General features: G+C 69.0%; 21 protein-coding genes. 8 read left to right on the forward strand and 13 right to left on the reverse strand.

What is annotated here, in order from left to right:
- The first annotated feature begins 82 nt into the window (after positions 1-82).
- The 7 genes from GRB96_RS11640 (at position 83) to GRB96_RS11670 (ending at position 7727) form a co-directional block, all read left to right on the forward strand.
- Positions 83-1432: a paraquat-inducible protein A gene (locus GRB96_RS11640; protein WP_205743649.1), complete on the forward strand. Its 1350-nt coding sequence runs from the start codon at positions 83-85 to the stop codon at positions 1430-1432.
- On the forward strand, positions 1429-3108 hold the full coding sequence (gene pqiB / locus GRB96_RS11645; RefSeq protein ID WP_161432300.1) for an intermembrane transport protein PqiB: 1680 nt from the start codon (positions 1429-1431) through the stop codon (positions 3106-3108). Before GRB96_RS11640 ends, pqiB begins: the two co-directional genes overlap by 4 nt.
- An 18-nt stretch (positions 3109-3126) precedes the next feature.
- A complete protein-coding gene (locus GRB96_RS11650) occupies positions 3127-3732 on the forward strand; it encodes a PqiC family protein (protein WP_161432301.1) in 606 nt (201 codons plus the stop codon).
- Between the two features lie 152 nt (positions 3733-3884).
- On the forward strand, positions 3885-5204 hold the full coding sequence (locus GRB96_RS11655) for a DEAD/DEAH box helicase (protein ID WP_161432302.1): 1320 nt from the start codon (positions 3885-3887) through the stop codon (positions 5202-5204).
- A gap of 69 nt (positions 5205-5273) precedes the next feature.
- The gene (locus tag GRB96_RS11660) at positions 5274-5825 is read left to right on the forward strand and encodes a hypothetical protein (RefSeq protein WP_161432303.1); all 552 of its coding nucleotides are present in this window, start codon (positions 5274-5276) and stop codon (positions 5823-5825) included.
- Positions 5818-7023 carry an MFS transporter gene (locus tag GRB96_RS11665; protein ID WP_161433097.1) on the forward strand — a complete coding sequence of 402 codons (1206 nt, stop codon included), beginning with the start codon at positions 5818-5820 and terminating at the stop codon, positions 7021-7023. The genes GRB96_RS11660 and GRB96_RS11665 overlap by 8 nt, the downstream gene beginning before the upstream one ends.
- 86 nt (positions 7024-7109) lie before the next feature.
- A complete protein-coding gene (locus GRB96_RS11670; protein ID WP_205743527.1) occupies positions 7110-7727 on the forward strand; it encodes a hypothetical protein in 618 nt (205 codons plus the stop codon).
- 105 nt (positions 7728-7832) lie between these two features.
- On the opposite strand, the gene murB is transcribed toward GRB96_RS11670, so the two are convergent.
- The 9 genes from murB to GRB96_RS11715 form a co-directional block, all read right to left on the reverse strand.
- Entirely contained in the window at positions 7833-8852 is a 1020-nt protein-coding gene (gene murB, locus GRB96_RS11675) for a UDP-N-acetylmuramate dehydrogenase (protein WP_161432304.1), read from the reverse strand.
- Positions 8852-9328: a low molecular weight protein-tyrosine-phosphatase gene (locus GRB96_RS11680; RefSeq protein WP_161432305.1), complete on the reverse strand. Its 477-nt coding sequence runs from the start codon at positions 9326-9328 to the stop codon at positions 8852-8854. The genes murB and GRB96_RS11680 overlap by 1 nt, the downstream gene beginning before the upstream one ends.
- Positions 9328-10134 (reverse strand): 3-deoxy-manno-octulosonate cytidylyltransferase, encoded by an 807-nt coding sequence (kdsB, locus tag GRB96_RS11685; protein WP_161432306.1) that lies wholly within the window; start codon positions 10132-10134, stop codon positions 9328-9330. The genes GRB96_RS11680 and kdsB overlap by 1 nt, the downstream gene beginning before the upstream one ends.
- Entirely contained in the window at positions 10134-10343 is a 210-nt protein-coding gene (locus tag GRB96_RS11690) for a Trm112 family protein (protein WP_161432307.1), read from the reverse strand. Before GRB96_RS11690 ends, kdsB begins: the two co-directional genes overlap by 1 nt.
- Positions 10344-10353: 10 nt before the next feature.
- Entirely contained in the window at positions 10354-11421 is a 1068-nt protein-coding gene (gene lpxK / locus GRB96_RS11695; RefSeq protein WP_161432308.1) for a tetraacyldisaccharide 4'-kinase, read from the reverse strand.
- Positions 11422-11497: 76 nt separating this feature from the next.
- Positions 11498-13270, reverse strand: coding sequence for a lipid A export permease/ATP-binding protein MsbA (gene msbA, locus GRB96_RS11700; RefSeq protein WP_338074035.1), 1773 nt, complete (start codon positions 13268-13270; stop codon positions 11498-11500).
- Complete coding sequence (locus tag GRB96_RS11705; protein ID WP_161432310.1) at positions 13267-13704, reverse strand: ExbD/TolR family protein; 438 nt, start codon at positions 13702-13704, stop codon at positions 13267-13269. Before GRB96_RS11705 ends, msbA begins: the two co-directional genes overlap by 4 nt.
- Positions 13701-14399, reverse strand: a complete 699-nt coding sequence (locus GRB96_RS11710; protein WP_205743528.1) for a MotA/TolQ/ExbB proton channel family protein — start codon at positions 14397-14399, stop codon at positions 13701-13703. The genes GRB96_RS11705 and GRB96_RS11710 overlap by 4 nt, the downstream gene beginning before the upstream one ends.
- A 40-nt stretch (positions 14400-14439) precedes the next feature.
- Positions 14440-16722, reverse strand: coding sequence for a DNA internalization-related competence protein ComEC/Rec2 (locus GRB96_RS11715; protein WP_161432311.1), 2283 nt, complete (start codon positions 16720-16722; stop codon positions 14440-14442).
- A gap of 113 nt (positions 16723-16835) precedes the next feature.
- On the opposite strand from GRB96_RS11715, the gene GRB96_RS11720 reads away from it, so the two are divergent.
- A complete protein-coding gene (locus GRB96_RS11720) occupies positions 16836-17375 on the forward strand; it encodes a DUF2062 domain-containing protein (RefSeq protein ID WP_161432312.1) in 540 nt (179 codons plus the stop codon).
- A gap of 96 nt (positions 17376-17471) precedes the next feature.
- On the opposite strand, the gene GRB96_RS11725 is transcribed toward GRB96_RS11720, so the two are convergent.
- The 4 genes from GRB96_RS11725 to GRB96_RS11740 form a co-directional block, all read right to left on the reverse strand.
- A complete protein-coding gene (locus GRB96_RS11725) occupies positions 17472-18185 on the reverse strand; it encodes an ABC transporter ATP-binding protein (protein ID WP_240894159.1) in 714 nt (237 codons plus the stop codon).
- A gap of 37 nt (positions 18186-18222) precedes the next feature.
- Positions 18223-19464, reverse strand: coding sequence for a lipoprotein-releasing ABC transporter permease subunit (locus tag GRB96_RS11730; protein WP_161432314.1), 1242 nt, complete (start codon positions 19462-19464; stop codon positions 18223-18225).
- 113 nt (positions 19465-19577) lie between these two features.
- On the reverse strand, positions 19578-21884 hold the full coding sequence (locus tag GRB96_RS15810; RefSeq protein ID WP_161432315.1) for an EAL domain-containing protein: 2307 nt from the start codon (positions 21882-21884) through the stop codon (positions 19578-19580).
- Positions 21881-22705 carry an SEL1-like repeat protein gene (locus tag GRB96_RS11740; protein WP_161432316.1) on the reverse strand — a complete coding sequence of 275 codons (825 nt, stop codon included), beginning with the start codon at positions 22703-22705 and terminating at the stop codon, positions 21881-21883. Before GRB96_RS11740 ends, GRB96_RS15810 begins: the two co-directional genes overlap by 4 nt.
- Between the last annotated feature and the right edge of the window lie 54 nt (positions 22706-22759).

Below are 22759 nucleotides of genomic sequence, written 5' to 3' on the forward strand. Positions count from 1 at the left end.
GAGTGAAGCCGAGCCCCTGGAGAGACGACGCCCCTTGGCCACGCCCCCCCTGCGCATCCGCCACCGCCTGACCTCCCCGCAGCTGCTGCAGGGCGAAGCGCCGCGGATCGAACGCACACCGCCGGAGAGTCGCGCGCGACGACGCCTGCGCGCCTGCGAGGAGTGCGACTGGGTGGTGGCACTACCGCCACTGCGTCCCGGCGAGAAGGCCGACTGCCCGCGCTGTGGGCATACCCTCGTCAAGCGCCATTTTCGCCCCGCCCAGCGCAGCATGGCCCTGGCCCTGGCGGCCCTCATGGCGCTGGGGCTGGCGCTCGCCTTCCCCTTCCTCAGCTTCAGCGTGGGCGGCATCGGCAATCGGATCGAGCTGAGCCAGACCGCCACTACCCTGATCGGCTTCCACCAGCCGGTGGTGGGTGGCGCCGTGATAATGACCATCGTGGTGCTGCCGGCGGTCTACCTGGCCGGGGTGATCTGGCTGCAGCTGGGCCTGCTGCGCGACGACCCGCTGCCGGCCAGTCGCACCATCGCCCGTTCGCTTGCCCACCTCAATCCCTGGATGATGGCCGATGTCTTCATCATTGGTGCCCTGGTCAGCCTGATCAAGATTGCCGGGATGGCCGACATCGACCTCGGCGTGTCGTTCTGGTCATTCTGCGCCTTCGCCCTGCTGCTGCTGATGACCACCCAGTCGCTGGATGCCGACTGGATGTGGTTCTCCCTGGCCGGTGAACCCCGCGCCCCGGAGGGCACCCGAACCGGGGAGACCGCCGCCCCCCAGCGACTATCCGGCTGCCACACCTGCGGCCTGATCGGCCGCCTCGATGCCGACGGCCATGGCCGCTGTGACCGCTGTGGCGAGGCGCTGCATGCCCGCCACCCCCATAGCGTGCAGCGGACCTGGGCACTACTCGCCGGCGCCTCGATCATGTATATCCCGGCCAATGTCTATCCCATCATGACCACCACCAGCCTGGGCCAGAGCTCACCCTCCACCATCGTCGGCGGGGTGGTGGAGCTGATCCAGATGGGCTCCTGGCCGGTGGCTGCGATCATCTTCATCGCCAGTGTGATCGTGCCGGTGGGCAAGCTGGTGGCCCTGGCCTGGCTGTGCCTGGTGGTTCGCCGCAGCAACGAGCTCAATGCGGCCACCCGCACCCGGCTCTACCGGATCACCGAGTTCATCGGTCGCTGGTCGATGATCGATGTCTTCGTCGTCGCCATCCTGGTAGCACTGATACGCGCCGGCTCACTGATGTCCATCGAACCGGGGCCCGCCGCCCTGGCCTTCGGCGCCGTGGTGGTGATCACCATGGTGGCCGCCATGACCTTCGATCCGCGCCTGCTCTGGGACAGCCCGCTGCCGCGCAGCGAGCGATCGCCACGCACGTCCGCCCCCGATGGGCGACACCCGGAAGGAAACTCTGGATGAGTGAAGACACACCGCATCACGACGACGCCTCCGACACTCTCAACCGCGCCAGGGCCACGCCCCAGGCACGCTTCTCGCCGATCTGGATCGTGCCCATCGTGGCGCTGCTGATCGGGGCCTGGCTGGTATGGGACAACTACCGCAGCCGCGGCCCGCAGATCACCCTGACCATCGGCAACGCCGAGGGCATCGAGGCCGGCAGCACCCTGATCAAGACCCGCAACGTGGAGGTGGGCCGGGTCGAACAGGTGCACCTCTCCGAGGACCTCTCCACGGCGGTGATCACCGCTCGCATGAGCCCCGGCAACGAGGCAATGCTGGTCGAGGATAGCCAGTTCTGGGTGGTCAAGCCGCGTGTCGGTCGCGAGGGCATCAGCGGGCTGGGTACCGTGCTCTCCGGCGCCTATCTCCAGCTGCAGCCAGGCGAGAGCGAGATCGAGTCCCGCGAGTTCGAGGTCAGTGACCAGCCTCCGGTGGCACCGGCCGGCGCCGCGGGCCTGCGCATCAACCTGATCAGCCAGCTGGGCAACTCGCTGCGCATCGGCGACCCGGTCACCTACCAGGGCTACACCGTGGGCCGCGTCGAGGAGGCCACCTTTGACGCCACTACCCGGCGCATGCAGCATCGCGTGTTCATCGAGGCCCCCTACGACAGCCTGGTCACCGAAAGCACCCGCTTCTGGTCGGCCAGCGGCATCGATCTGCGCCTGGATTCCGAGGGCTTCCGGGTCAACGTCGAATCCTTCGAGGCCCTGCTGGGTGGTGGCGTCACCTTCGGCGTGCCCGAGGACCTGCCACTGGGCGGCACGGTGGAGGCCGACACCACCTTCAACCTCTACCCGGACGAGGACACCGCGCGCCAGGGTACCTTCAACCGCTACCTGGAGTTCGTGCTGCTGGTCGATGACTCGGTGCGGGGCCTCTCCAAGGGTGCCCCGGTGGAGTTCCGCGGGGTCCGCGTGGGTACCGTGGCCGCCGTGCCCTGGAACTTCACCGCCGAGCAGCCCACCGGTCGCGGGGGCTTCGCCATCCCGGTGCTGATCCGCATCGAACCCCAGCGCCTGGGCATCGAGAACCAAGAGGTCGACATCGAGGAGTGGCGGGAGCGCTATGACCGCTTCTTCGAGCTGGGCCTGCGTGCCACCCTCAAGAGCGGCAACCTGCTGACCGGGGCGCTGTTCGTGGACCTCAACTTCCACCGCGACCTCGAGGACGACTACGCGCCGCTGACCTTCGCCGAACAGCGTGTCTTCCCCACCACCTCCGGCGGCTTCGCGCTGATCGAATCCCAGGTCACCGACCTGCTGGCCAAGCTCAACGACCTGGAGGTGGAGCCGCTGCTCGAGGGCCTGGATCGCAACCTGACCGCCTCCCAGGCAATGCTCGAGGAGGTACGCAGCCTCTCCACGTCACTGCGAGAAGTGGTCGAGGATCCCGGCACGCGACAGATGCCGGCCAACCTCAACGCCACCCTGACCGAGCTGCGCGGCACACTGGAGGGCCTCTCGCCCGAATCTGCGGCCTACCAGGAGCTGGTCAGCGCCGTGGAGCGTCTGGAGCGGCTGATGCGCGACCTGCAGCCGGTGGCCCGGACGCTCTCCGACAATCCACGCGCCCTGCTCTTCGACAGCCTCGATGCCGAGGATCCGCTGCCCCGCGCACCGCGCAACGACTGAGCACAAGGAGATCAGGCGATGAAAGCAAGACGATGGATCGGCGTTACCCTGATGACGGTGCTGCTGGGCGGCGCACTGGGGGGCTGCGCCAGCAGCACGCCGGCACCCGAGCGCTACACCCTGCCCGCCGCTCCGGTTCAGGACGCGGCCGGCGCCGAGGCGCGCCACCAGCTGCTGCTGGCGTCACCGCGGCTCGCCCATTACCTGGACGTGGATGGCATCGTCATGCAGGTCGACGACATCACCCTGGTGGAGGCCCGTGGGCACCAGTGGGCCGAGGCCCTGGGCCGCCAGCTGCAGCGCGCCCTGCGCGACCGCCTGGCGAACCGCCTGCCCGATACCCGGGTCATGCTCGAGGAGCCCGGGAGTCGCGAGGCCCAGGCGCTGCGCCTGGCACTGGAAATCGACCGCTTCCAGGGTCGCCACGATGGCCTGGCCGTGATCGGGGGGCGCTTTCGGCTTTATGCCCCCGACGGCAGCCTGCTCGCCATGCACAGCCTGGACGTGGAGAGCGTCCTTGCGGCCGACGGCTATCCGGCGCTGGTGCGCGCGCTGGGCCGTGGCTGGGACGAGGTGGCCGAGCGGCTCGCCGAGGTCATTGAGCAGGAGCGCCCGCAAGAATAGCTGCGTCGCGGCCACCGATCTGGCATAATAGCGCTCGCGGCACATCAGCGAGTCCCTCCTGCCGCGCCCTGACCCCCGAATTTTATACGCCCCGGCCCGGGACTGGTCACGCGCGACTGCGTGACACGGCCGAGGCGTTCTGCGGAGACCGCATGACCTTTTCCGACCTCGGCCTGCGTGCCGAACTGCTGAGTGCCGTCGAGGCACAAGGCTATACCACCCCGACCCCGATCCAGCTCAAGGCGATTCCCGCCGTGCTCAAGGGCGGCGACCTTCTCGCCAGCGCCCAGACCGGGACCGGCAAGACCGCGGGCTTCACCCTGCCGATGCTGCAGCGCCTGGCCGACGGCCCGCGCCCCGGCAAGCGCCAGGTGCGCGCCCTGGTGCTGACACCGACCCGCGAACTGGCCGCCCAGGTGGGCGAGAGCGTGGCCGACTATGGGCGCCACCTGACCCTCAAGAGCCACGTGATCTTCGGCGGCGTGGGCCAGCAGCCCCAGGTGGACGCGATTCGTCCGGGCCTGGATGTGCTGGTTGCCACCCCGGGACGCCTGCTCGATCTGCAGCAGCAGAAGCACGTCGACCTGTCGAAAGTCGAGATCCTGGTGCTCGACGAAGCCGATCGCATGCTCGACATGGGCTTCATTCACGACATCAAGAAGATCCTGCGGGTACTGCCCGAGAAGCGCCAGAACCTGCTCTTCTCGGCGACTTTCTCCAACGAGATCCAGGCGCTGGCGAACAAGCTGCTCGACGATCCCGAGATGATCGAGGTCGCCCGCCGCAACACCACCGCCGAGCTCGTCGACCAGGCGATCTATCGTGTCGACCGCGAGAAGAAGCGCGAGCTGCTGGCCCACCTGATCACCGAGCACGACTGGCATCAGGTACTGGTCTTCACGCGTACCAAGCACGGCGCCAACCGCCTGGCCGAACAGCTCTCCAAGCAGGAGATTCCGGCCATGGCGATCCATGGCAACAAGAGCCAGTCCGCGCGCACCAAGGCGCTGGCCGCCTTCAAGACCGGTGACCTGCAGGTGCTGGTGGCCACCGATATCGCCGCCCGCGGCCTGGATATCGAGGAGCTGCCCCATGTGGTCAACTTCGAGCTGCCCAACGTCGCCGAGGACTATGTGCACCGCATCGGACGCACCGGCCGCGCCGGCAGCGAAGGCCAGGCGGTCTCGCTGGTCTGCGTCGACGAGCACGGCCTGCTCAAGGGCATCGAGCGGCTGATCAAGCGCGACCTGGAGAAGCGCATCGAGCCTGGCTTCGAGCCCGACCCCAATGCCAAGCCCGAACCCATCGAGAACGGCCGCAATCGTCGCGGTGGCGGCGGTGGCCGCGGCGGCAATGGCCAGAAGCGCGGTGACGCCGGCCAGAACCGGGGGCAGGGACAGCGCCGCGGTGGCGAGCAGCCCACCGCCACTCGGCGTCGTCGGCGCGGTGGTGGTGGTCGCCAGCAGGCCTGAGGCCAGACTGGCAGACAGCATCGCAATATGCGAATGTAGCTCGTTTCCCCCACCAAGCGTCACGCCACCATGCTGAAACGACTCTTCGGCAAGCAGCCCATCGAGGTCTGGGTCATCAAGCAGGTCGACAGCGACCTGCTTCACCTGTGCGGGCGCGCCACCCTGCCCGCCAAGCCCAGCCGCAAGGCGGTGCTGGCAGCACTGGCCGGAACCGGGTACCAGGGCCCCGTCACCATGCTGGCGGGCGGAGCCGTGCTCAATGCCCGGCTCTTCCAGGCCCTGGTGCCGATCGACGAACTGCAGCTGCTCCCCGATGGCCAGGCGCGCTGGCGGGGGCGCGACTGGCAGCTCGCCCAGGCGCCCCAGCGCTGCTGGACCTATGAGGGCCGTCTGGTGGCCAGGCCGGACCCGCTGGGCGGTACAGGCGCCCTGGTCAGCGCCGAGGATGTCTCCGGCATCCGCCGCCAGGCGGAGCAGGAGGCACCCCGCCGGCCTGGGGAAGTAGTCTTTCGCCCCGAGAACCGCGCAGAGGATCACCCGCTGATCGCCTCCCGTGATGAGGGGGTGCCGCGTGCCCCACGCCCCAAGCCCGGATGGGAGCGCCGCGACGATGATGGCTGAGCGCACACCGAAGGCCAGCCTGGCCCTGTTCATTGCCCTGATGGTGCTGGTGGGACTTAACCTGCGCCCCGCCCTCTCTTCCCTGGCGCCGGTACTGACCCGCATCCAGCAGGAGACCGGGCTCTCGCCGCTGGCCATCGGCGCCCTCACCACCCTTCCCGTGCTCTGCCTGGGGCTGTTCGCCCCTCTGGCCCCCTGGCTGGCCAAGCGCCTCGGGCCCGAGCGGGCCCTGGCCGCCGGCCTGATGCTGCTGGCCGCAGGCTTGCTGCTGCGCGGCGTGCCGCTGATCACCACCCTGTTCATCGGAACCCTGATGGTCGGCGCCGCCATCGGCGTGGCCGGTACCCTGCTGCCGGCCCTGGTCAAGCGCGAACTGCCCGCCGGGGCCGACCTGATGACCGGTGTCTACACCATGGCGCTGTGCCTGGGCGGCGCCCTGGGGGCGGGGCTGAGCATTCCCCTGGCCGACTGGCTGGGAGCCTGGCACCTGGGGCTGGCCAGCTGGTCGCTGCTGGCCCTCATCGCCCTGCTGGCCTGGCTGGCGCTGGCTCCCCACCGCGACGAGGCGGCGCTGCCCGGGGGCGGCGGCTCGATGCGCTCGGTGCTGGGCCAGCCCCTGGCCTGGCAGGTCATGCTGCTGATGGGGCTGCAGTCGTCGCTGGCCTATATCGTCTTCGGCTGGCTGCCCACCCTACTGGTGGCCCGCGGCTATGGCGAGGCCGAGGCGGGCTGGATGATGGGTGCCTCGGTGATGGTGCAGCTGCCCGCCGCCCTCGCCGCGCCCTGGCTGGCGCGCCTGGGTCGGGACCAGCGGCCTGCCCTGCTCTGTGTGCTGACCCTAAGCGCCACGGGATTCTGGCTGCTGCTCCAGGCCACGCCCTCGCTGCGCTGGCTCGGCGTGATCCTCCTCGGCCTGGGCCAGGGAGGCAGTTTCAGCATGGCGCTGACGCTGATCGTGCTGCGTACCGGTAACTCGCGCCTGGCCGGAAAACTCTCCGGGCTGGCCCAGGGCGGTGGCTACACCCTGGCCGCCATGGGCCCGCTGGGCGTGGGCGTGATGCTCCAGTTAGGCCTGGGCCTCACCGCCATCACAAGCGTGCTGGTGACGATCTGCGCCCTCGCCGCCGGCTTCGCGCTGTTTGCCGGACGCAACCGCCGCCTGGAGATCGACGATGGCGGGAAGGTGGTGACCCGCTAGCGCCTCCCGCACCGGGTCAATGCCGGAATGCCGCCCCACCGCTAGTGTGGCGATTCTCAAGTTCGCATAATTAATCTGGCTTGTCGGTGCGTCGATCAAGAGCTGACGCTGCTCGACCCAAGCCCGAGGCCCCCAAGGCCGAAGCCCCGAAGGCAGAGGCCAAGCCCGAAGCGCCCAAGGCCGAAGCCCCTAAGGCAGAGCCCAAGCCCGAAGCGCCCAAGGCCGAAGCACCCAAGGCAGAGCCCAAGCCCGAGGCACCCAAGGCTGAAGCCCCGAAGGCAGAGCCCAAGCCCGAGGCAACCAAGGCCGAAGCTCCCAAGGCAGAAGCCAAGCCCGAGGCACCCAAGGCTGAAGCACCGAAGGCAGAGCCCAAGGCCGAGGCTCCCAAGGCAGAAGCACCGAAGGCAGAGCCCAAGGCCGAGGCTCCCAAGGCAGAAGCCAAGCCCGAGGTAACCAAGGCCGAAGCCCCGAAGGCAGAGTCCAAGCCCGAGGCGCCCAAGGCCGAAGCACCGAAGGCAGAGCCCAAGCCCGAGGCACCCAAGGCCGAAGCCCCGAAGGCAGAGCCCAAGCCCGAGGCGCCAAAGGCCGAAGAGCCCAAGGCCGAGAGCCGTGCCAGCCGCCGTCGCCGCCGTGCCCACAACGACCCGCGGGAGATCCGCCGTCGTGAGCAGGAGGCCAAGGCCCAGGAAAACCAGCAGCGCTAGGCGGGTCAAAGGCGGAGCCGAGGCTCCGCTTTCCCCCCCACCAACGACAGCGCCCGCAGCCTTGGCTGCGGGCGCTGTCGTTTATTGCTCTCGGCCAGGGAGCTCTCAGGGGCTCTCGCTGGCCAGCCGTGGCTCGCGCTCCAGTAACACACCGAAGCGCTCGCGCACGCTATCGGCGACACGCCCGGCAAACTCCAGCAGCTCCTCGGCACTGCCGCCACCGAAGTGGACCAGCACCAGTGCCTGGCGCTCGTGCACGCCGAAATGCCCCTCTCGCCAGCCCTTCAGGCCACAGCGGTCGATCAGCCAGCCGGCGGCCAGCTTGACGCGGCCATCCGGCTGGGGGAAGTGCGGCATCTCGGGAAACTCGGCCAGCAGGCGCTCGGCCAGTTCGACCGCTACCAGCGGGTTCTTGAAGAAGCTGCCGGCATTGCCCAGCAGTGCGGGGTCGGGCAGCTTCTCGCGGCGGATGGCACACACCGCCTCGGCCACCTCGAGGGCGGTGGGCGATGCCCCCGTGCGGCTCGCGAGATCACCATAGCCGAGGCGCGGCTGCGCCAGGCGAGAGACACGCAACACCAGCCGGGTAATCACTACGCGTCCCGCCAGTGCTCCCTTGAAGACGCTGTCGCGATAACCGAAGGCGCACTCACTCGGCGAGAGCACCGCCTCACGCCCATCGTCGAGATGGATCAGGTGCACCGCCTCGATGACATCGCTCAGTTCCACGCCGTAGGCGCCGATATTCTGGATCGGTGCGGCGCCGCAATGGCCGGGAATCAACGCCAGGTTCTCGGTACCCCAAAGGCCAGCGGCGGCCAGCGCCATGACCAGCTCGTGCCAGTTCACCCCGGCCTCGGCATGGACCAGCACCGCGCCCTCCTCGCCCTCCTCCTGCCACCAGTCGGCCATGGCCGGCTGAATAACCAGGCCCGGCAGGCGTGCTGGCAGGATCAGGTTGCTGCCGCCGCCCAGCAGGGTCAGCGGCCAGTCATGCGCGCGCGCCTCGGCCAGCGCTTCTCCGAGCTGCGCGACGCTACCCGGTGCGATAAAGCGTTCGGCCACACAGGGCAGGCCCAGGGTATTGGCCTGGCTCAGGTCGTGGTTGCGCTGGATCGACGCCATCAGCGCGGCGTCTCCAGGCGCACGGCGATCTCCTCCAGCAGCCCGTCGGCGGCTCGCTCGACCAGGTCGAGGACCTCCTCGAAGCCATCCTCGCCGCCATAGTAGGGGTCGGGGACGGCGGTGTCCGGCAGGTCGGCGAACTCGAGGAAGAGTCCCATATGGACGTCGAGGTCGTCGGGCGCCTGTTCATGCATCGCCTGCAGGTTATCGTGGTCCATGGCCAGCAGATAATCGAAGGCATGGAAGTCGGCGGCGTCCAGCTGCCGGGCGCGCAGCGCCGAGAGGTCGATGCCGCGCCGGGCGGCCGCCTCCCGGGCGCGCTGATCCGGCGCCTTGCCGACATGCCAGGGGCCGATGCCACAGGAGTCGACCGCGACCCGGTGGGCCAGGCCACGCTCCTCGAGCTTGCGGCGAAAGACCCCCTCTGCGGTGGGAGAGCGGCAGATATTGCCCAGACAGGCGAACAGCACACGCATCAATGGCCTCCCGATTCAGCGTCGTCGGTAGTCAGCAGGGCCCGCACACGGGCCAGGTCCTCGGCGGTGTCCACTCCCGCGGGATGGGGCTCCCGGGCCAGCGCCACCTGGATGGCGTGGCCATGGTGCAGCGCACGCAGCTGTTCGAGATGCTCCAGGCGCTCCAGGGGCGACGGCAACCAATCGCGGTACTCGGCGAGAAAGCCGGCGCGGTAGGCATAGAGGCCGATATGGCGCAGCCAGGCATCGGTCTCGAGCCACTCGGGCCGCGTGGCGAAGGCATCGCGATCCCATGGGATGGGTGCCCGGGAGAAGTAGAGGGCGCGGCCATCCAGGGCGCGTACCACCTTGACCACGTTGGGGTTGAACAGTGACTCCACCTCGCCGATCGGCTCGGCCAGGGTGGCGATGGAAGCCCCGGGATCATCGAACAGTCGCTCGGCGACCTGATCAATCAGCGCCGGGGGGATCAGCGGCTCGTCGCCCTGGACGTTGACCAGTACGGCATCGTCATCGAGCCCCAAGCGCTCGGCGACCTCGGCCAGTCGGTCGGTGCCGGAGGGGTGGTCCGCGCGGGTCATCACCACCTCCGCTCCCAGCGGCGCCATGGCCTGCTCGATACGCGGATCGTCGGTGGCCACCACCACCCGAGTCGCCCCGCTCTCCCTGGCACGTCGCCAGACGTGGGCCAGCATCGGCTCACCGGCGATCTCGGCCAGCGGCTTGCCGGGCAGCCGTGACGAGGCGAAGCGTGCCGGGATGACCGCGATGAACTCCCTTCGATTTTTCCCCGTCCCCTCCGCCATCAGGCCTCTCCCGTGCGTCCGGGCGAGTCATGCAGCTTCTCGTCGACGGTGAGCTGTCGCGCCTCCTCGGCCAGCATCACAGGAATGCCATCGCGGACCGGATAGGCCAGGCCATCGAAGAGGCAGTGCAGTTCATCGGCCTCGCGGTGGTACTTGAGCTTGCCCTTGCACAGCGGGCAGACCAGCATGGCCAGCAGTTCCTTGTCCATCGTATTCACCTCACTTCGGGGGATGAGCCGGCATCTCGCCGGCTCGCGAATTCGTGTCATCGTTCCCGGGCACCCGACGAGCCCTCAGCGCCGTCAGGCGCTCGTCGAGCCAGGCGACAAAGGCAGGCTCGGGAGCGGCCTCCACTTCCAGCACCCAGCTCTCCCCGGGGGCCAGGTCACGGCACTTGACGGCATCCTTGGCGGTCATCACCAGCGGCCGATGATCGGCGAAGCGCAGCTCATCGGCACGGAAGGCATGATGGTCACCGAAGGGGTGGGGCATCACTTCGATGCCGAGCCCCTCGAGGGTCTCGAAGAAGCGTTCCGGTCGGCCGATGCCGGCCACGGCATGCACCGGCCCCGCGAAGGGTGGCGCCGCGATGGGGTAGCGCCGGCCATCGCCAAGGCGACGCCAGGCAGATGGCACCAGCGTCATGCGCCGGGCGGCCACGGGCAGAGTGCGCTGCGCTTCGCCGTTGACCAGGGTGGCATCCACGCTCTCCAGCCGCGACAGGGGTTCGCGCAGTGGTCCCACCGGCAGGCAGCGACCATTGCCGAAGCCCCGCGCACCATCCACCACTACCAGCTCCAGGTCGCGGGCCAGTGCCAGGTGCTGCAGGCCATCGTCGCTGACCAGGATATCGCAGCCGGCCTCCAGCAGCCGGCGAGCGCCGCGCGGACGGTCGGGGTCCACCACCACCGGCACCCCGCTCTGGTCGGCCAGCATGCGCGGCTCGTCACCGCAGGCCGCGGCCGGTGTCGAGGGCTCCACCAGCAGCGGATAGTCGGCGCACTTGCCGCCATAGCCCCGCGACAGGATACCCGGCCGCCAGCCGCGCTCGGCCAGGTGCTCCACCAGCCAGGCCACCAGCGGCGACTTGCCGGTGCCGCCCAGGGTCAGGTTACCGACCACGATAACCGGCACCGGCGCCCGCCATGCCTGGCGGCGCCCGCTGGCATAGGCAGCGACGCGACGCCGCACCGCCCAGCGGTAGAGCGCCTCCAGCGGGCGCAGCAGCCCCAGCCAGGCATCCCCCCGGTAGGCGGCGGTCAGCCAGCGCTCGCCCAGCCCGCTCATGCCGGCCTGGACTTCCGGCAGCGCAGGCGATGCTGCGCCGCGGCCAGGGTCGCCATCCCGACTGCCTGCCTGCGCTTCATCCCGGGTCCGCCTCCTGGAACTGCAGGCGATGCAGCGCCGCATAGGCACCATCACGGGCCAGCAGCTCGGCATGGCTGCCCTGCTCGATGATCTCGCCCTGCTCCATGACCAGGATGCGATCGGCGCGCTCGATGGTGGAGAGGCGGTGGGCGATCACCAGGGTGGTGCGCCCCTTGCAGACCTCTTCCAGTGCCGCCTGGATATGGCGTTCGGACTCGGTATCCAGAGCCGAGGTGGCCTCGTCGAGGATCAGCAGCGGCGCATCCTTGAAGATCGCCCGGGCGATGGCCAGGCGCTGACGCTGCCCGCCGGAGAGCATCACGCCGTTGTCACCGACCAGCGTCGCATAGCCCTGGGGCAGGCGCTCGATGAACTCATGGGCATGGGCGGAGCGGGCCGCCGCCTCGATGGCTGCCGGATCGGCGTCGTCCACGCCGTAGGCGATATTGTCGGCAATGCTCGAATTGAACAGGGTCACCTGCTGGGAGACCAGGGCGATCTGGCGGCGCAGCGGCGCTAGCCGATAGTCATCCAGCGGCACATCGTCGATCAGCACGCGCCCGGCACTGGGACGATAGAAGCGCGGCAGCAGGCCGACCAGCGTCGACTTGCCGCTGCCCGAGCGCCCGACGATCGCCACCATCTCGCCCTCGGCCACCTCAAGGTCGATGCCCTTGAGCACCTCCGGCTGGCCATCGGCATAGCGGAAGGCGACCCCCTCCAGGGTCACGCGACCGGCAAGTCGCGAGGGCTCGTAGGTACCCTCGTCGCGCTCGGGAGGCTGCTCGAGCAGCCCGAACAGCTCCGACGAGGCGGCCAGGCCCTTCTGGATCTCGCTGTTGATCTCGGTCAGCTGACGCACCGGCTTGGCCATCAGCGAGGCGGCGGTGATGAAGGCCACGAACTCGCCGGCGGTCATGTCGGCCATCAGCGCCGGCGACATGGCCAGCCACACCAGTACCGCCAGGGCCAGGGCCACCAGCAGCTGGATCACCGGGGTACTGACCGCCTTGGTCAGCGCCTCCTTCAGGCTCTGCTGGCGGTTGTAGTCGCTGGCCGCCGCGAAGCGGGCCTTCTCGAACTCCTCGGCGCCGTGGGTGCGCACCACCCGGTAGCCGGAGAGCGCCTCGGAGGCGACGTGGGTGACCTCTCCCATGGAGGCCTGGATGCGCCCCGAGATACGCCGGAAGCGCTTGCTGGTATAGCTCACCACCCCGCCGATCAGCGGGGTGACCGCCAGGAACAGCAGCGTCAGCATCCAGTTGGTCCACAGCAGGTAGCTGACCAGGCCGATCACGAAGAGACCCTCGCGCAACAGGATGGTCAGTGCCTTGGTGGCCGCCCCGGTGACCTGCTCCACGTGGTAGGTGACCCGCGAGATCAGGTGGCCGCTGGAGTGGTTGTCGAAGAAGCGCCCCGGCAGATGCAGCATATGGTTGAAGACATCGCAGCGCAGCGCGTGGACCACGTTACGCGCCACGTTGCTCATGTAGTAGGTGCCGAGAAAGGTACCCAGCCCCCGGGCGGCGAACATGCCCACCACGAACAGCGGCAGGAACAGCCGAAAGGCGGCGTCGGGCTCCTGGATGCCGTCGATCAGGCGCTTCATCATCTCCGCCAGGGCGGTGCTGGAGGCGGCATAGATGGCATAGCCGAAGATGGCCAGGGCGAAGGAGCGCCAGTAGGGGCGCACATAGCCCAGCAGGCGGCGATAGAGCGTCACGCCCGACTGCCGGGAAGCGTGTTGGGAAGTCCCGATGGGGGTCACGGCGTCTCCGCTGGTCTGGGAAAGGAATCGCTCGACGAACTCTCGGTAGTCGCTATCCGCACGCGCTGGATACCCTGCTGTCCGGCCTGGTCGAGGGCACGCACCACATCCGCATGGCGGGCTTGGGCATCGGCCTCCACCACCAGGCCATGCTCGCGGGCCTGCTCCGCTTCGGCGGCCAGCGCCGCACCCAGCGACTCGGGGGCCAGTTCACGCCCTGCCAGCCGATAGACGCCCTCGGCGGTGACCACCAGGGTCACCGGCGACGGCTCGGCGGCGACGCCACTGACCGACTCCGGCAGGGTGAGTTCGAGCGCCTGCCGGGTCTCGAAGGTGGTGGAGACCATGAAGAAGATCAGCAGCAGGAACACCACATCGATCAGCGGGGTGAGATTCACCTCCACCGGGTCACGGCGGCGCCGGGGGAACCTCACGGGCGCTTCACCTCAGGAGCGAGCCGACCATCGGCCTCGACGCGCTCGGCGTCCCGGGCCGGCTCCTGGCGCTCGGCCAGCGTGAGATCGTCGCCATAGTGGGCCAGGAACTCCACCACCTGGCCGGCCTGCTCCTCCATGCGTACGGTGATATCCTCGACACGCCGCTGAAAGTAGCGGTGGAACATCAGCGCGGGAATGGCCACGGTGAGACCCGCCGCGGTGGTCACCAGGGCCTGGGAGATGCCGCCGGCCAGCTCACCCGCACGGCTCGCCCCTTCCGCCGACACGATCACCGCGAATACCTCGATCATGCCCACCACGGTGCCCAGCAGGCCGATCAATGGGGCGATGGCGGCGATGGTGCCCAGCGGGCTGAGGAAGCGTTCCATGTCGTGAATCACCGCGGTGGCGGCCTCGGTCAGGCGCGCCCTCACCTGCTCGTGGCCGAGCCGGGCATTGCGCAGCCCGGCGGCCAGCACCCCGCCCAGCGGCGAGTGACTCTCCAGCCAGTAGAGATTGACCTGGCCGCGGGTGATCAGGGTGCACACCTCCTGGCCCAGCCCGCGCGGGGCGATGCGCCCGGCGCGCAGGGTCCACAGGCGCTCGATGATGATCACCGTGGCCAGCAGCGAGCAGCCGAGCAGCGGCAGCATCAGCCAGCCCCCGGCGATCAGGGCCTCCATCATGTCCATGCGCACATCCTCTCCGGTGGCCGCGGGAGTCCAGCCGCGTTTACGGCGATTCTAACGCAAGGTGCCCGCAATCGACACCGGGCCGAACGCCGGGCCGGGCCGTCTCGGGAATCGACAGCTCGTCACCGCCGAGTCGGAAGGTCAGCGCGCCGTCCAGGCCGGTGCTCCACTGGCAGACCCCGGCGCGCCGGAAGCGCCTGACTACCTCGGGCGCCGGGTGGCCGAAGGGGTTATGGCGCCCCACGCTATAGACCAGGTGGCGAGGGGCGAGCGCCGCCACCAGCGCCGGACCCGAACTGGTGGCACTGCCGTGGTGACCGGCGAGCAGCAGGCTCACGGGAGCAGCGGCCTCGCCCAGCAGCCGCCGCTCCTGTGCCTTGCCCAAGTCGCCGGTCAGCAGCAGGCGATGATCGCCGGCGGTGACCTCAAGCACGCAGGAGCGGTCATTGTCCGAGAGCCCCCTTACATCGTGGGGTGGCCACAGCAGGCGGAAAGCGACGCCGTCACGACGCCACTCGCGACCGGCCCTGCAGGGCTCGCCCCCCGTCCCCGGCAGCGCTGCCTGGGGCCCCAGGTAGTGCTCGACGCGATGCTGCGCCTCCAGGCCCGCCACCCCACCGGCATGATCACCATCGGCGTGGCTGACGATCACCGTGTCGAAGGCTTGTCCCGGTGGCCACAGCGTTTCCAACGGCGTGAAACCCGAGGCGAAGCGCGGCCCGGTATCGTAGAGCAGCCGATAGTCCGCGGTAGCGAGCTCGACCAGCTGGCCCTGCCCCACATCATGAACCCTGACCACCAGCTCACCGGGCGGCAGGCGCTCGGGCTGCCACAACAGCGGGACCAGCACCAGCAACAGCGAGGCCGTCACCCGCAAGCGTCGATCCAGGCCGGGCAATCCCCACAGCATCGCCAGGACCAGAAGCGCGAGCGCCACCGGCAGCGTCTGGACGGGTTCGGGGTGCCACAGCGGCAGCCACGCTGCCGCCGCATCCAGCAGCCATGCCAGCCCTTCAGCCAGCCGTGCGAACAGCCACCAGCAGGCCTGTGTCAGCCCCGGCAGGGGTGTCAGCAACCACCCCAGCAGTCCCAGCGGCACCAGCAGGCTGCCCACCAGCGGCACGGCGACCAGGTTGACCAGCGGTGCCCCCGGAGCCAGACGATCGAAGGCCAGCAGCACGGCGGCGGCCATCGCCGGGGCCAGCAGCAGTTGGGTACGCACCAGCCCCCACAGCCAGCCACGCACCCCGCGCGGTCGCGGACGACCCTGCCAGATGAGGATCAGCATGGCCACCGCCCCGAAGGAGAGCCACAGTCCCGGCCGCCAGGCGCTGAGCGGGTCGATCAACAGCACCAGGGCGAGCGCCAGCCACCAGCCCTGCCAGGGCCCCGGCGCATGGCGCCCGCTGGCTACCCAGAGGCCCACCAGGGCCATGGTCAAGGCGCGCAGGGCTGGTGGCTCGAGTCCGGCCAGCAGCGCATAGCCACTCGCCCCGCACGCCGCCAGCCACCAGGGCCATACCGTCAGTCGCCAGCGCTCCGGCGTCACCAGGCGTGCGACGCCGCGACCCAGCAGCAGCACGAAGGCCGCCACCAGGCTCACATGGAGGCCGGAGATCACCATCAGGTGGGTGGTGCCGGTGGCGTTGAGCAGCGCCCAGTCCTCATCCGAGAGGCGCTCGCCGGCCCCCAGGGTCAGGGCCGCCAGCCAGCGTGACGGGAGTGGAGGCAGCTGTTGCCTGTCGAGCAGTGCCAGTGCCAGGCCCCGAGGGTCGGGCGGCGCCGTGGCCAAACGTTGCGGAGCCGGTGCGTCGCGGACATAGCCGGTCGCCTGGATGCCCTCGCGCCACAGCCAGGCGCGATAGTCGAAGGTACCGGGGTTGGCGAGCCCGCCGGGGGGTCGCAGCCTGACGGCGAGTGCCCAGCGCTCCCCCTTCTGCATGGGCGGCGGCGCATAGGCATTGAGGCGGACTCGTGTCAGCTCATCACAGGGCAGCCGCGGCGAGGCGATGGGCCGACACCGCTCCACGGCCACGCCGAGTCGTGTCAGCCGCCCCTGCGACACCACCGATTCGAGCCGCCCCTCCAGCACCAGGTCGACGCCCCCCAATCCGGGCGGCAACTGCCCGCCCTGCACCGTGAGCACGGCGCCCGCCATCCAGGAGACCAGCAGCACACCCGCCACCGCCGCCCTGCAGCGTAGCGCCAGGCTAGCCAGTAACACCAGGCCCAGCCCCTCGGCGAGGCCCGGCGGCGGACTGGCCCCCAGCCCGATGCCCGACAGCACGGCGAGGGCCAGGGGAAGTGCCCATCCTCTCGGCATTGCCTGGCTCCGACAACCGGGGCCGATCTCCCCGCAGCGTGAAAGGCCGCGGGTGCGGTCACGCGGCCTTGTATGGATAATAGGCCAGGTCACGATGCCGCGAGCCAGTGCCCATGCCGCGCCGCCTGCTACAGCGCTACATGCCCCACCCCGATACCCTGAGGCGACAGCGCTCGCTGCGCTTCATGAACGGCCTGATCGGCAATCCCGCACTATGGGTGCTGACTCGACGCAGCGTGGCCAACGCCTTCTCGGTGGGCCTGTTCAGCGCCATGCTGCCGATCCCTCTGCAGATGGCGGTGGCGGCCTGCGGCGCCTGGCTGGCACGTTGCAATCTCCCGCTCTCGGTGGGCCTGGTCTGGGTCACCAACCCCTTGACCATGCCGCTGATCTTCTACGCCAATTACCGCCTCGGGGCCTGGCTGATGGATGTACCGGCACGCGACGCCCCCGAGCGCCTCTCCCCCTACTGGATCGCCGAACGGCTGGGCGACATCCTGCCCTCCCTGGCGCTGGGCTCGGTGGTCACGGCGGTGGCGCTGGCGCTCGTCGCCAACCTGGCAGTGCGGCTGCTGTGGCGCTGGCAGATCTCGCGCAGTTGGAAGGCCCGCCATCGACGGCGGCGCCGAGCCGACTGCGACGACGCCCTGTAGTCCCCCAGGCACGACACCATCCTGCCCCAGCTCAGGCCCCCACAATGCAGGCGGCCGCCTCGAGAGGCGGCCGCAGGCATGGCGAACGGTACGGGCTCAGCTCGCGGTCGACGCACGCGGCTGTTCGCTCAGCTTCCCTTCGTCGAGGCGCATGACACGATCCTGGTGGGCGGCCAGGGCAGGGTCGTGGGTGACGATGACGAAGGCGCAGGCGGCGGTACGGGCCAGCTCATCCATCAGCGCCAGGATGCCGGCAGCGGTGTGCTGGTCGAGATTGCCGGTGGGCTCGTCCATCAGCACCAGGCTGGGATCGGTGACCAGTGCACGGGCGATGGCCACCCGCTGGCGTTCGCCGCCGGAGAGCTCGCCGGGCTTGTGGTCGGCGCGCGATGCCATGCCCACCTTCTCCAGCAGCTTCATGGCGCTGGCCTCGGCCACCTTCTTGCGCTGGCCACGCACGATCAGCGGCAGGGCCGCGTTCTCCACCGCGGTGAACTCGGCCAGCAGATGGTGGAACTGGTAGACGAAGCCGATATGACGGTTGCGGAAGCGTCCCAGTGCGGCCTCACCGAGGTTGAGCAACGACTCGCCGGCGATACGCACCTCGCCGCGGCTGGGCCGGTCGAGCCCGCCCAGCAGATTGAGCAGTGTGGTCTTGCCGGAGCCGGAACTGCCGACGATGGCCACTCGCTCACCGGCATTGACGGTGAGGGTGAGCCCATCGAGCACGGTAATGTCCTGAGGCCCCTCGCGGTAGACGCGGGTCAGGTCGTGGCACTCCAGCATCGTCTGCCCGGCGGTACGTTGCATGGCTGTCTCCTGGTGGGGGCTCGGGGCGTGGCGGGCATCACTCATAGCGCAGCACCTCCGCCGGCTGCACGCGGGCGGCGCGCCATGCCGGATAGAGGGTGGAGAGGAAGGTCAGGACCAGGGCCGCGGCGACGATATTGCCGACGTCCTCCCAGTGCAGCCGCGAGGGAAGATTGCTGATGAAGTAGACACCGGCGTCGAGGAACTGGATGCCGAACACCGCCTCGACCCAGTCGATGATGTCGGAGATGGTCAGTGCCAGCAGCACCCCGAGCCCCACGCCCACCAGGATACCGATCACCCCGATGGCCAGGCCCTGGACCACGAAGATGCCCATGATCGAGCGCGGCGTGGCGCCGATGGTGCGCAGGATGGCGATATCGGCGTGCTTGTCGGTAACCACCATGACCAGGGTCGAGACGATATTGAAGGCCGCGACGGCAATGATCACCGTGAGCAGCAGCGCGATCATGCGCTTCTCCATCTGGATCGCCTGGAAGAGGTTGCCGTGGGAGAAGGTCCAGTCGTAGCCGCGGTAGCCCGGCCCCAGCTCGTTGACGATCGCCCGGGTCTCGGCGCTCGCCGCGAACAGGTCATCGAGCTCCAGGCGCAGGCCGCCCACGGCGTCGCCCAGGCGCGCCAGGGTCTGCATGTCCTCGATATGGGCATAGGCCAGGGCGGCGTCGAGATCAGCCCCGACGCTGAAGATACCGCTGACATTGAAGCGCTTGAGTCGAGGGAAGACCCCGGCCGGGGTGATCGAGGCCTCGGGCACCAGCAGGGTGACCCGGTCGCCGACCCCCACCCCCAGGCGTCGCGCCAGGATCGAGCCGAGCACGATGTTCCACTCGCCGGACTCGAGGTCGGCTAGACTGCCCTGCTGCATGTTCTCGCCGATGATCGACACCCGATCCTCCCACTCGGGATGGATACCATTGACCATGGCGCCCTCGTTGCTGCCGCCTACCGAGAACATGCCCTGCTGCTCCACGTAGGGGGCGGCACCGATCACCCGGTCGCGCGTCATCAGGCGCTCAGCCAGCGCCTCCCACTCCACCATGCCGGTGCGTGACTCGATCTTGGTGTGGGGCACCATACCGAGGATCCGTGTGCGCAACTCGTGATCGAAGCCGTTCATCACCGAGAGCACCAGGATCAGCACGGCCACACCGAGCATCAGGCCCAGCATGGAGGTCAGCGATATGAAGGAGATGAAGTGGTTGCGGCGCTTGGCGCGCACATAGCGCAACCCGATCAGGAAGGGCAGTCTATCCAGCATTGATGGCGTTCCTTGTCGGCGATGGCCCTGTAGCAAGGCGGCATTAGCCCTGCAGCAAGGCGGCGGGCGCCCATGGTAAGGCTTTTGCCTTGGCGCTGCATCGCCGGGAAGCGCTAATCCACGGGATTTGCACGGCTCTCGCCGATGGCAGCCGCGAACTCGGGATGCGGCTCGGGCATGCCGATGCAGGCGCCCTGGGCGAAATCCACACCCAGGGCGCGCACCCGTGACAGCACCGCCTCGCTGTGCACGAACTCCGCCACCGTGGCGATGCCCAGTTCGCGGGCGAACCCCACGATACCGCGGATCAGGGTCTCGGCATCGGCGTCGGTATCGACCTGACGCACCAGGCTGCCATCGATCTTGAGCAGGTCCACGTCGAGACGAAGCAGATGCTCGAAGTTCGAGTAACCGCTGCCGAAGTCATCGATGGCGATGCGCACCCCAAGCGCCTTGGCCCGCTCGATGAAGGCGCTGACCACGGCATAGTTATCGATACCCTCGGATTCGAGGATCTCGAAGATCAGCCGCTCGCCGGCGCCACTCTCGGCCACCCGCGCCAGCAGCACCTCGCTGATCTCGGCATCGGCGATATCCTCGCCGGAGAAGTTCAAGGAGAACTCGTGGGGACTCTCGGCCATGGCCGTCAGGCAGCGATCGATCATGGTCAGCGTCAGCCGGCGGTAGAGCCGACTGCGCCGGGCCACCTCGAGGAAGACGCCGGGACTGACCGGGCTGCCCTCTTCATCCAGCATCCGCACCAGGCATTCAAACTTGCCGACCCGCCCGCTCGCCACCTCGAGAATCGGCTGGAAATAGGCCACGACCCGGCCATCATCGAGGGCCTCGGCCAGCCGATTGGCCCAGGCCAGGTTGCGCTCATAGTCGCGGCGCACCCGGGTGGCCGGATCATAGAAGGCGAAGGGCCGCTGCTCTCCGCGGGCCTGCTTGAGGGCGATGTTGGCCGACGAAAGCAGGGTCTCGTCGCCATCGCTGCCGCGCTCCAACTGCCAGCTCGAGGCCACGCCCAGAGTCATCTGCAGCGGCAGTTCCTGCCCCCGCCAGTCGAGCCGCAGGCCGCTCAGGGAGTGGTAGAGAGATTCGACAGTCGCCTGCAGGGTGTCATCTGCCACGGCACCGGGGAGCCACACCGCCTGCTCGTCACCGGGCATGCGATAGAGCCGGCAATTGCGCCAACCACTCGCCTTCAACAACTCTTCGAGACGCGTCGCCAGGTGCTGGATCACCCGGTCACCGCAGCGATGGCCGAAGAGGTCGTTGATCTGCTTGAAGCCGTCGACATTGACCAGCATCAGCGAACCCGCCCGGCCCGCCTCGAGGTCGGCCAGCAGTCGCGCGCGGTTGGGCAGCCGGGTCAGCGGATCGGTATAGAGAGTGCGCAGCTGGCGCAGCAGCCCCGCCACCAGGAACAGGATCACCCCCGCCAGCACCAGCAGGGCCAGGCCGATGCCGACCAACAGCTGCAGGTTGACCCCGCGCATGGGGGCCAGGACGGCATCGATCTCGGCCTGGGGCACGGCGATACCGAAGACCATGCCGGCGCGGGAGGTATCGTGATAGAGCGACCAGGGCTCTCCCCCGAGGGCGAGATCGCGCCGCACCATGCCCTCCACGGCGGCCAGTTTGTCGGCGTCACGGTGCAGCTCCAGCGCCGACACCTCCTCGATGAGGCGCTGGGCTCGCTGCAGGTCCTCGGCACGGGCCAGGCTGGAGAGGTTGCGATTCTCGCGATCGACCAGGAAGGCGAAGGTGCTGGGGGTAACCTGCACATCGCTGACCAGGCCGATGATGTCATCGGCCACCCAGTCGCTGGCGGCCATGCCGAGCACGCGCCCCGCCGCATCGAGAATCGGCGCACTGACGCTGATCACCGCATCGTCGATACGCGGCTTGAAGTAGGTAGCGGTCCAGTGTGGCTGGGGGTTGCCCTCGCGCCAGCCATCAAGGCGGCTCTGCAACCACTCCGCCTGGGCCCAGCCGGACTCCAGTGGCTCGACCACCACACGCTGCTCCTCGCGACGCGCGAACATCGCGACGGGGCGCGCCGACCGGGTCAACCACAGGGTAGCTCCCCGGGCGTCGGGAAACTCTGCCAGGGCCTGCTCCAGGGCCTCGGATACCCTGGCCTCGCCCGCCTCCATCTCGGCAAGCAGTAAACCCGCCCGGGCCAACCCGCGGCTGTTCTGCTCCATGCGCCGATGGTGGGCATCGATGCGGTCGAGGTTGGCGTGGAAGGTATCGACGATCTGCCGCTCACGCAGCTCCGCGAGCGCACCCTCCGCATAGCGCAGATTGAGGGTCGAGAGCAGCCACATGCCACCGAAGAACAGCGCCACCAGCAGCGCCAGCAGCAGCATGATCAGGGGGCGGCGCCCGAGGACGGGGCGCTGACGTCTCACCGGGTGCCCTCGATGCCCGCATCGCCAGGCGAGGCGGTGAGTGCCTCGAGCCGCTCCCTGGCCTGGTCATCGCCGTTGCTCACGGCACGCCGGTACCAGCGCAACGCCTCCTCCCGTTCGCCAGCCAGTTCGGCCATGCTGCCCATGTGTCGCTGGGCACGGGGGTCATCCTGTTCGGCGGGAACCCGGCAGGCCTCGCGAGCCTTGCCCAGGTTGCGAATGGTGAACAGCAGGTAGCAGTCGTTGGCCTGGCGCCGATCCACCGCCTCCTCGACTCGCTCGTCGCGCTCCGCCAGGGGCTCGGCAGGCATCTCGACGGCATCGGGTGCGGGTGCCGCGGCGGCACGGCGTGCCTCCTGCTGGCGCACCCGTGAATAGAAGGCATTGACCTCGGCGGGGCAGGAGTAGAGGTAGCCGCGCCGAAAGCGAGCCAGGGTCTCACGACTGACGGGGCGCTCGGCATACTCGTCGGCGACGGCCGCACAGCGGCGATCACGCTCCTGCGAGATATCGGTCAGCACCTCGGCATAGCGAGGATCCTCGCCATGCTTCTCCAGATAGCGGGTCAACGGATCGATGTAGGGCTGGTCGAACAGCGCCTGACGCTCTTCGCGACGCTCCCGGGCCAGCGCCGCCTGTTCCGCATCATCGCGTCCGAAGAGTCCTGCAAGGCGCTGACCCTGGGCGCTGATCGCCTCGCCGGAACGCGTCAGCCACTCGTTCGAGGTGCTGGCCACCGTTTCACGGTCGGGAAGCGAGGTACAGCCGCCGAGCATCAGACCAAGCAAGGTGATCACGGAAAGCAGGGAACTGGCGCGCATGCGACTCCTTAGCGACCCCGGAACGGTCGACGTTGCCATCAGGATACCACCGCC

The sequence above is a fragment of the Halomonas alimentaria genome, from assembly GCF_009902005.1.
In the GTDB taxonomy this organism is placed as follows: Bacteria; Pseudomonadota; Gammaproteobacteria; order Pseudomonadales; family Halomonadaceae; genus Halomonas; species Halomonas alimentaria.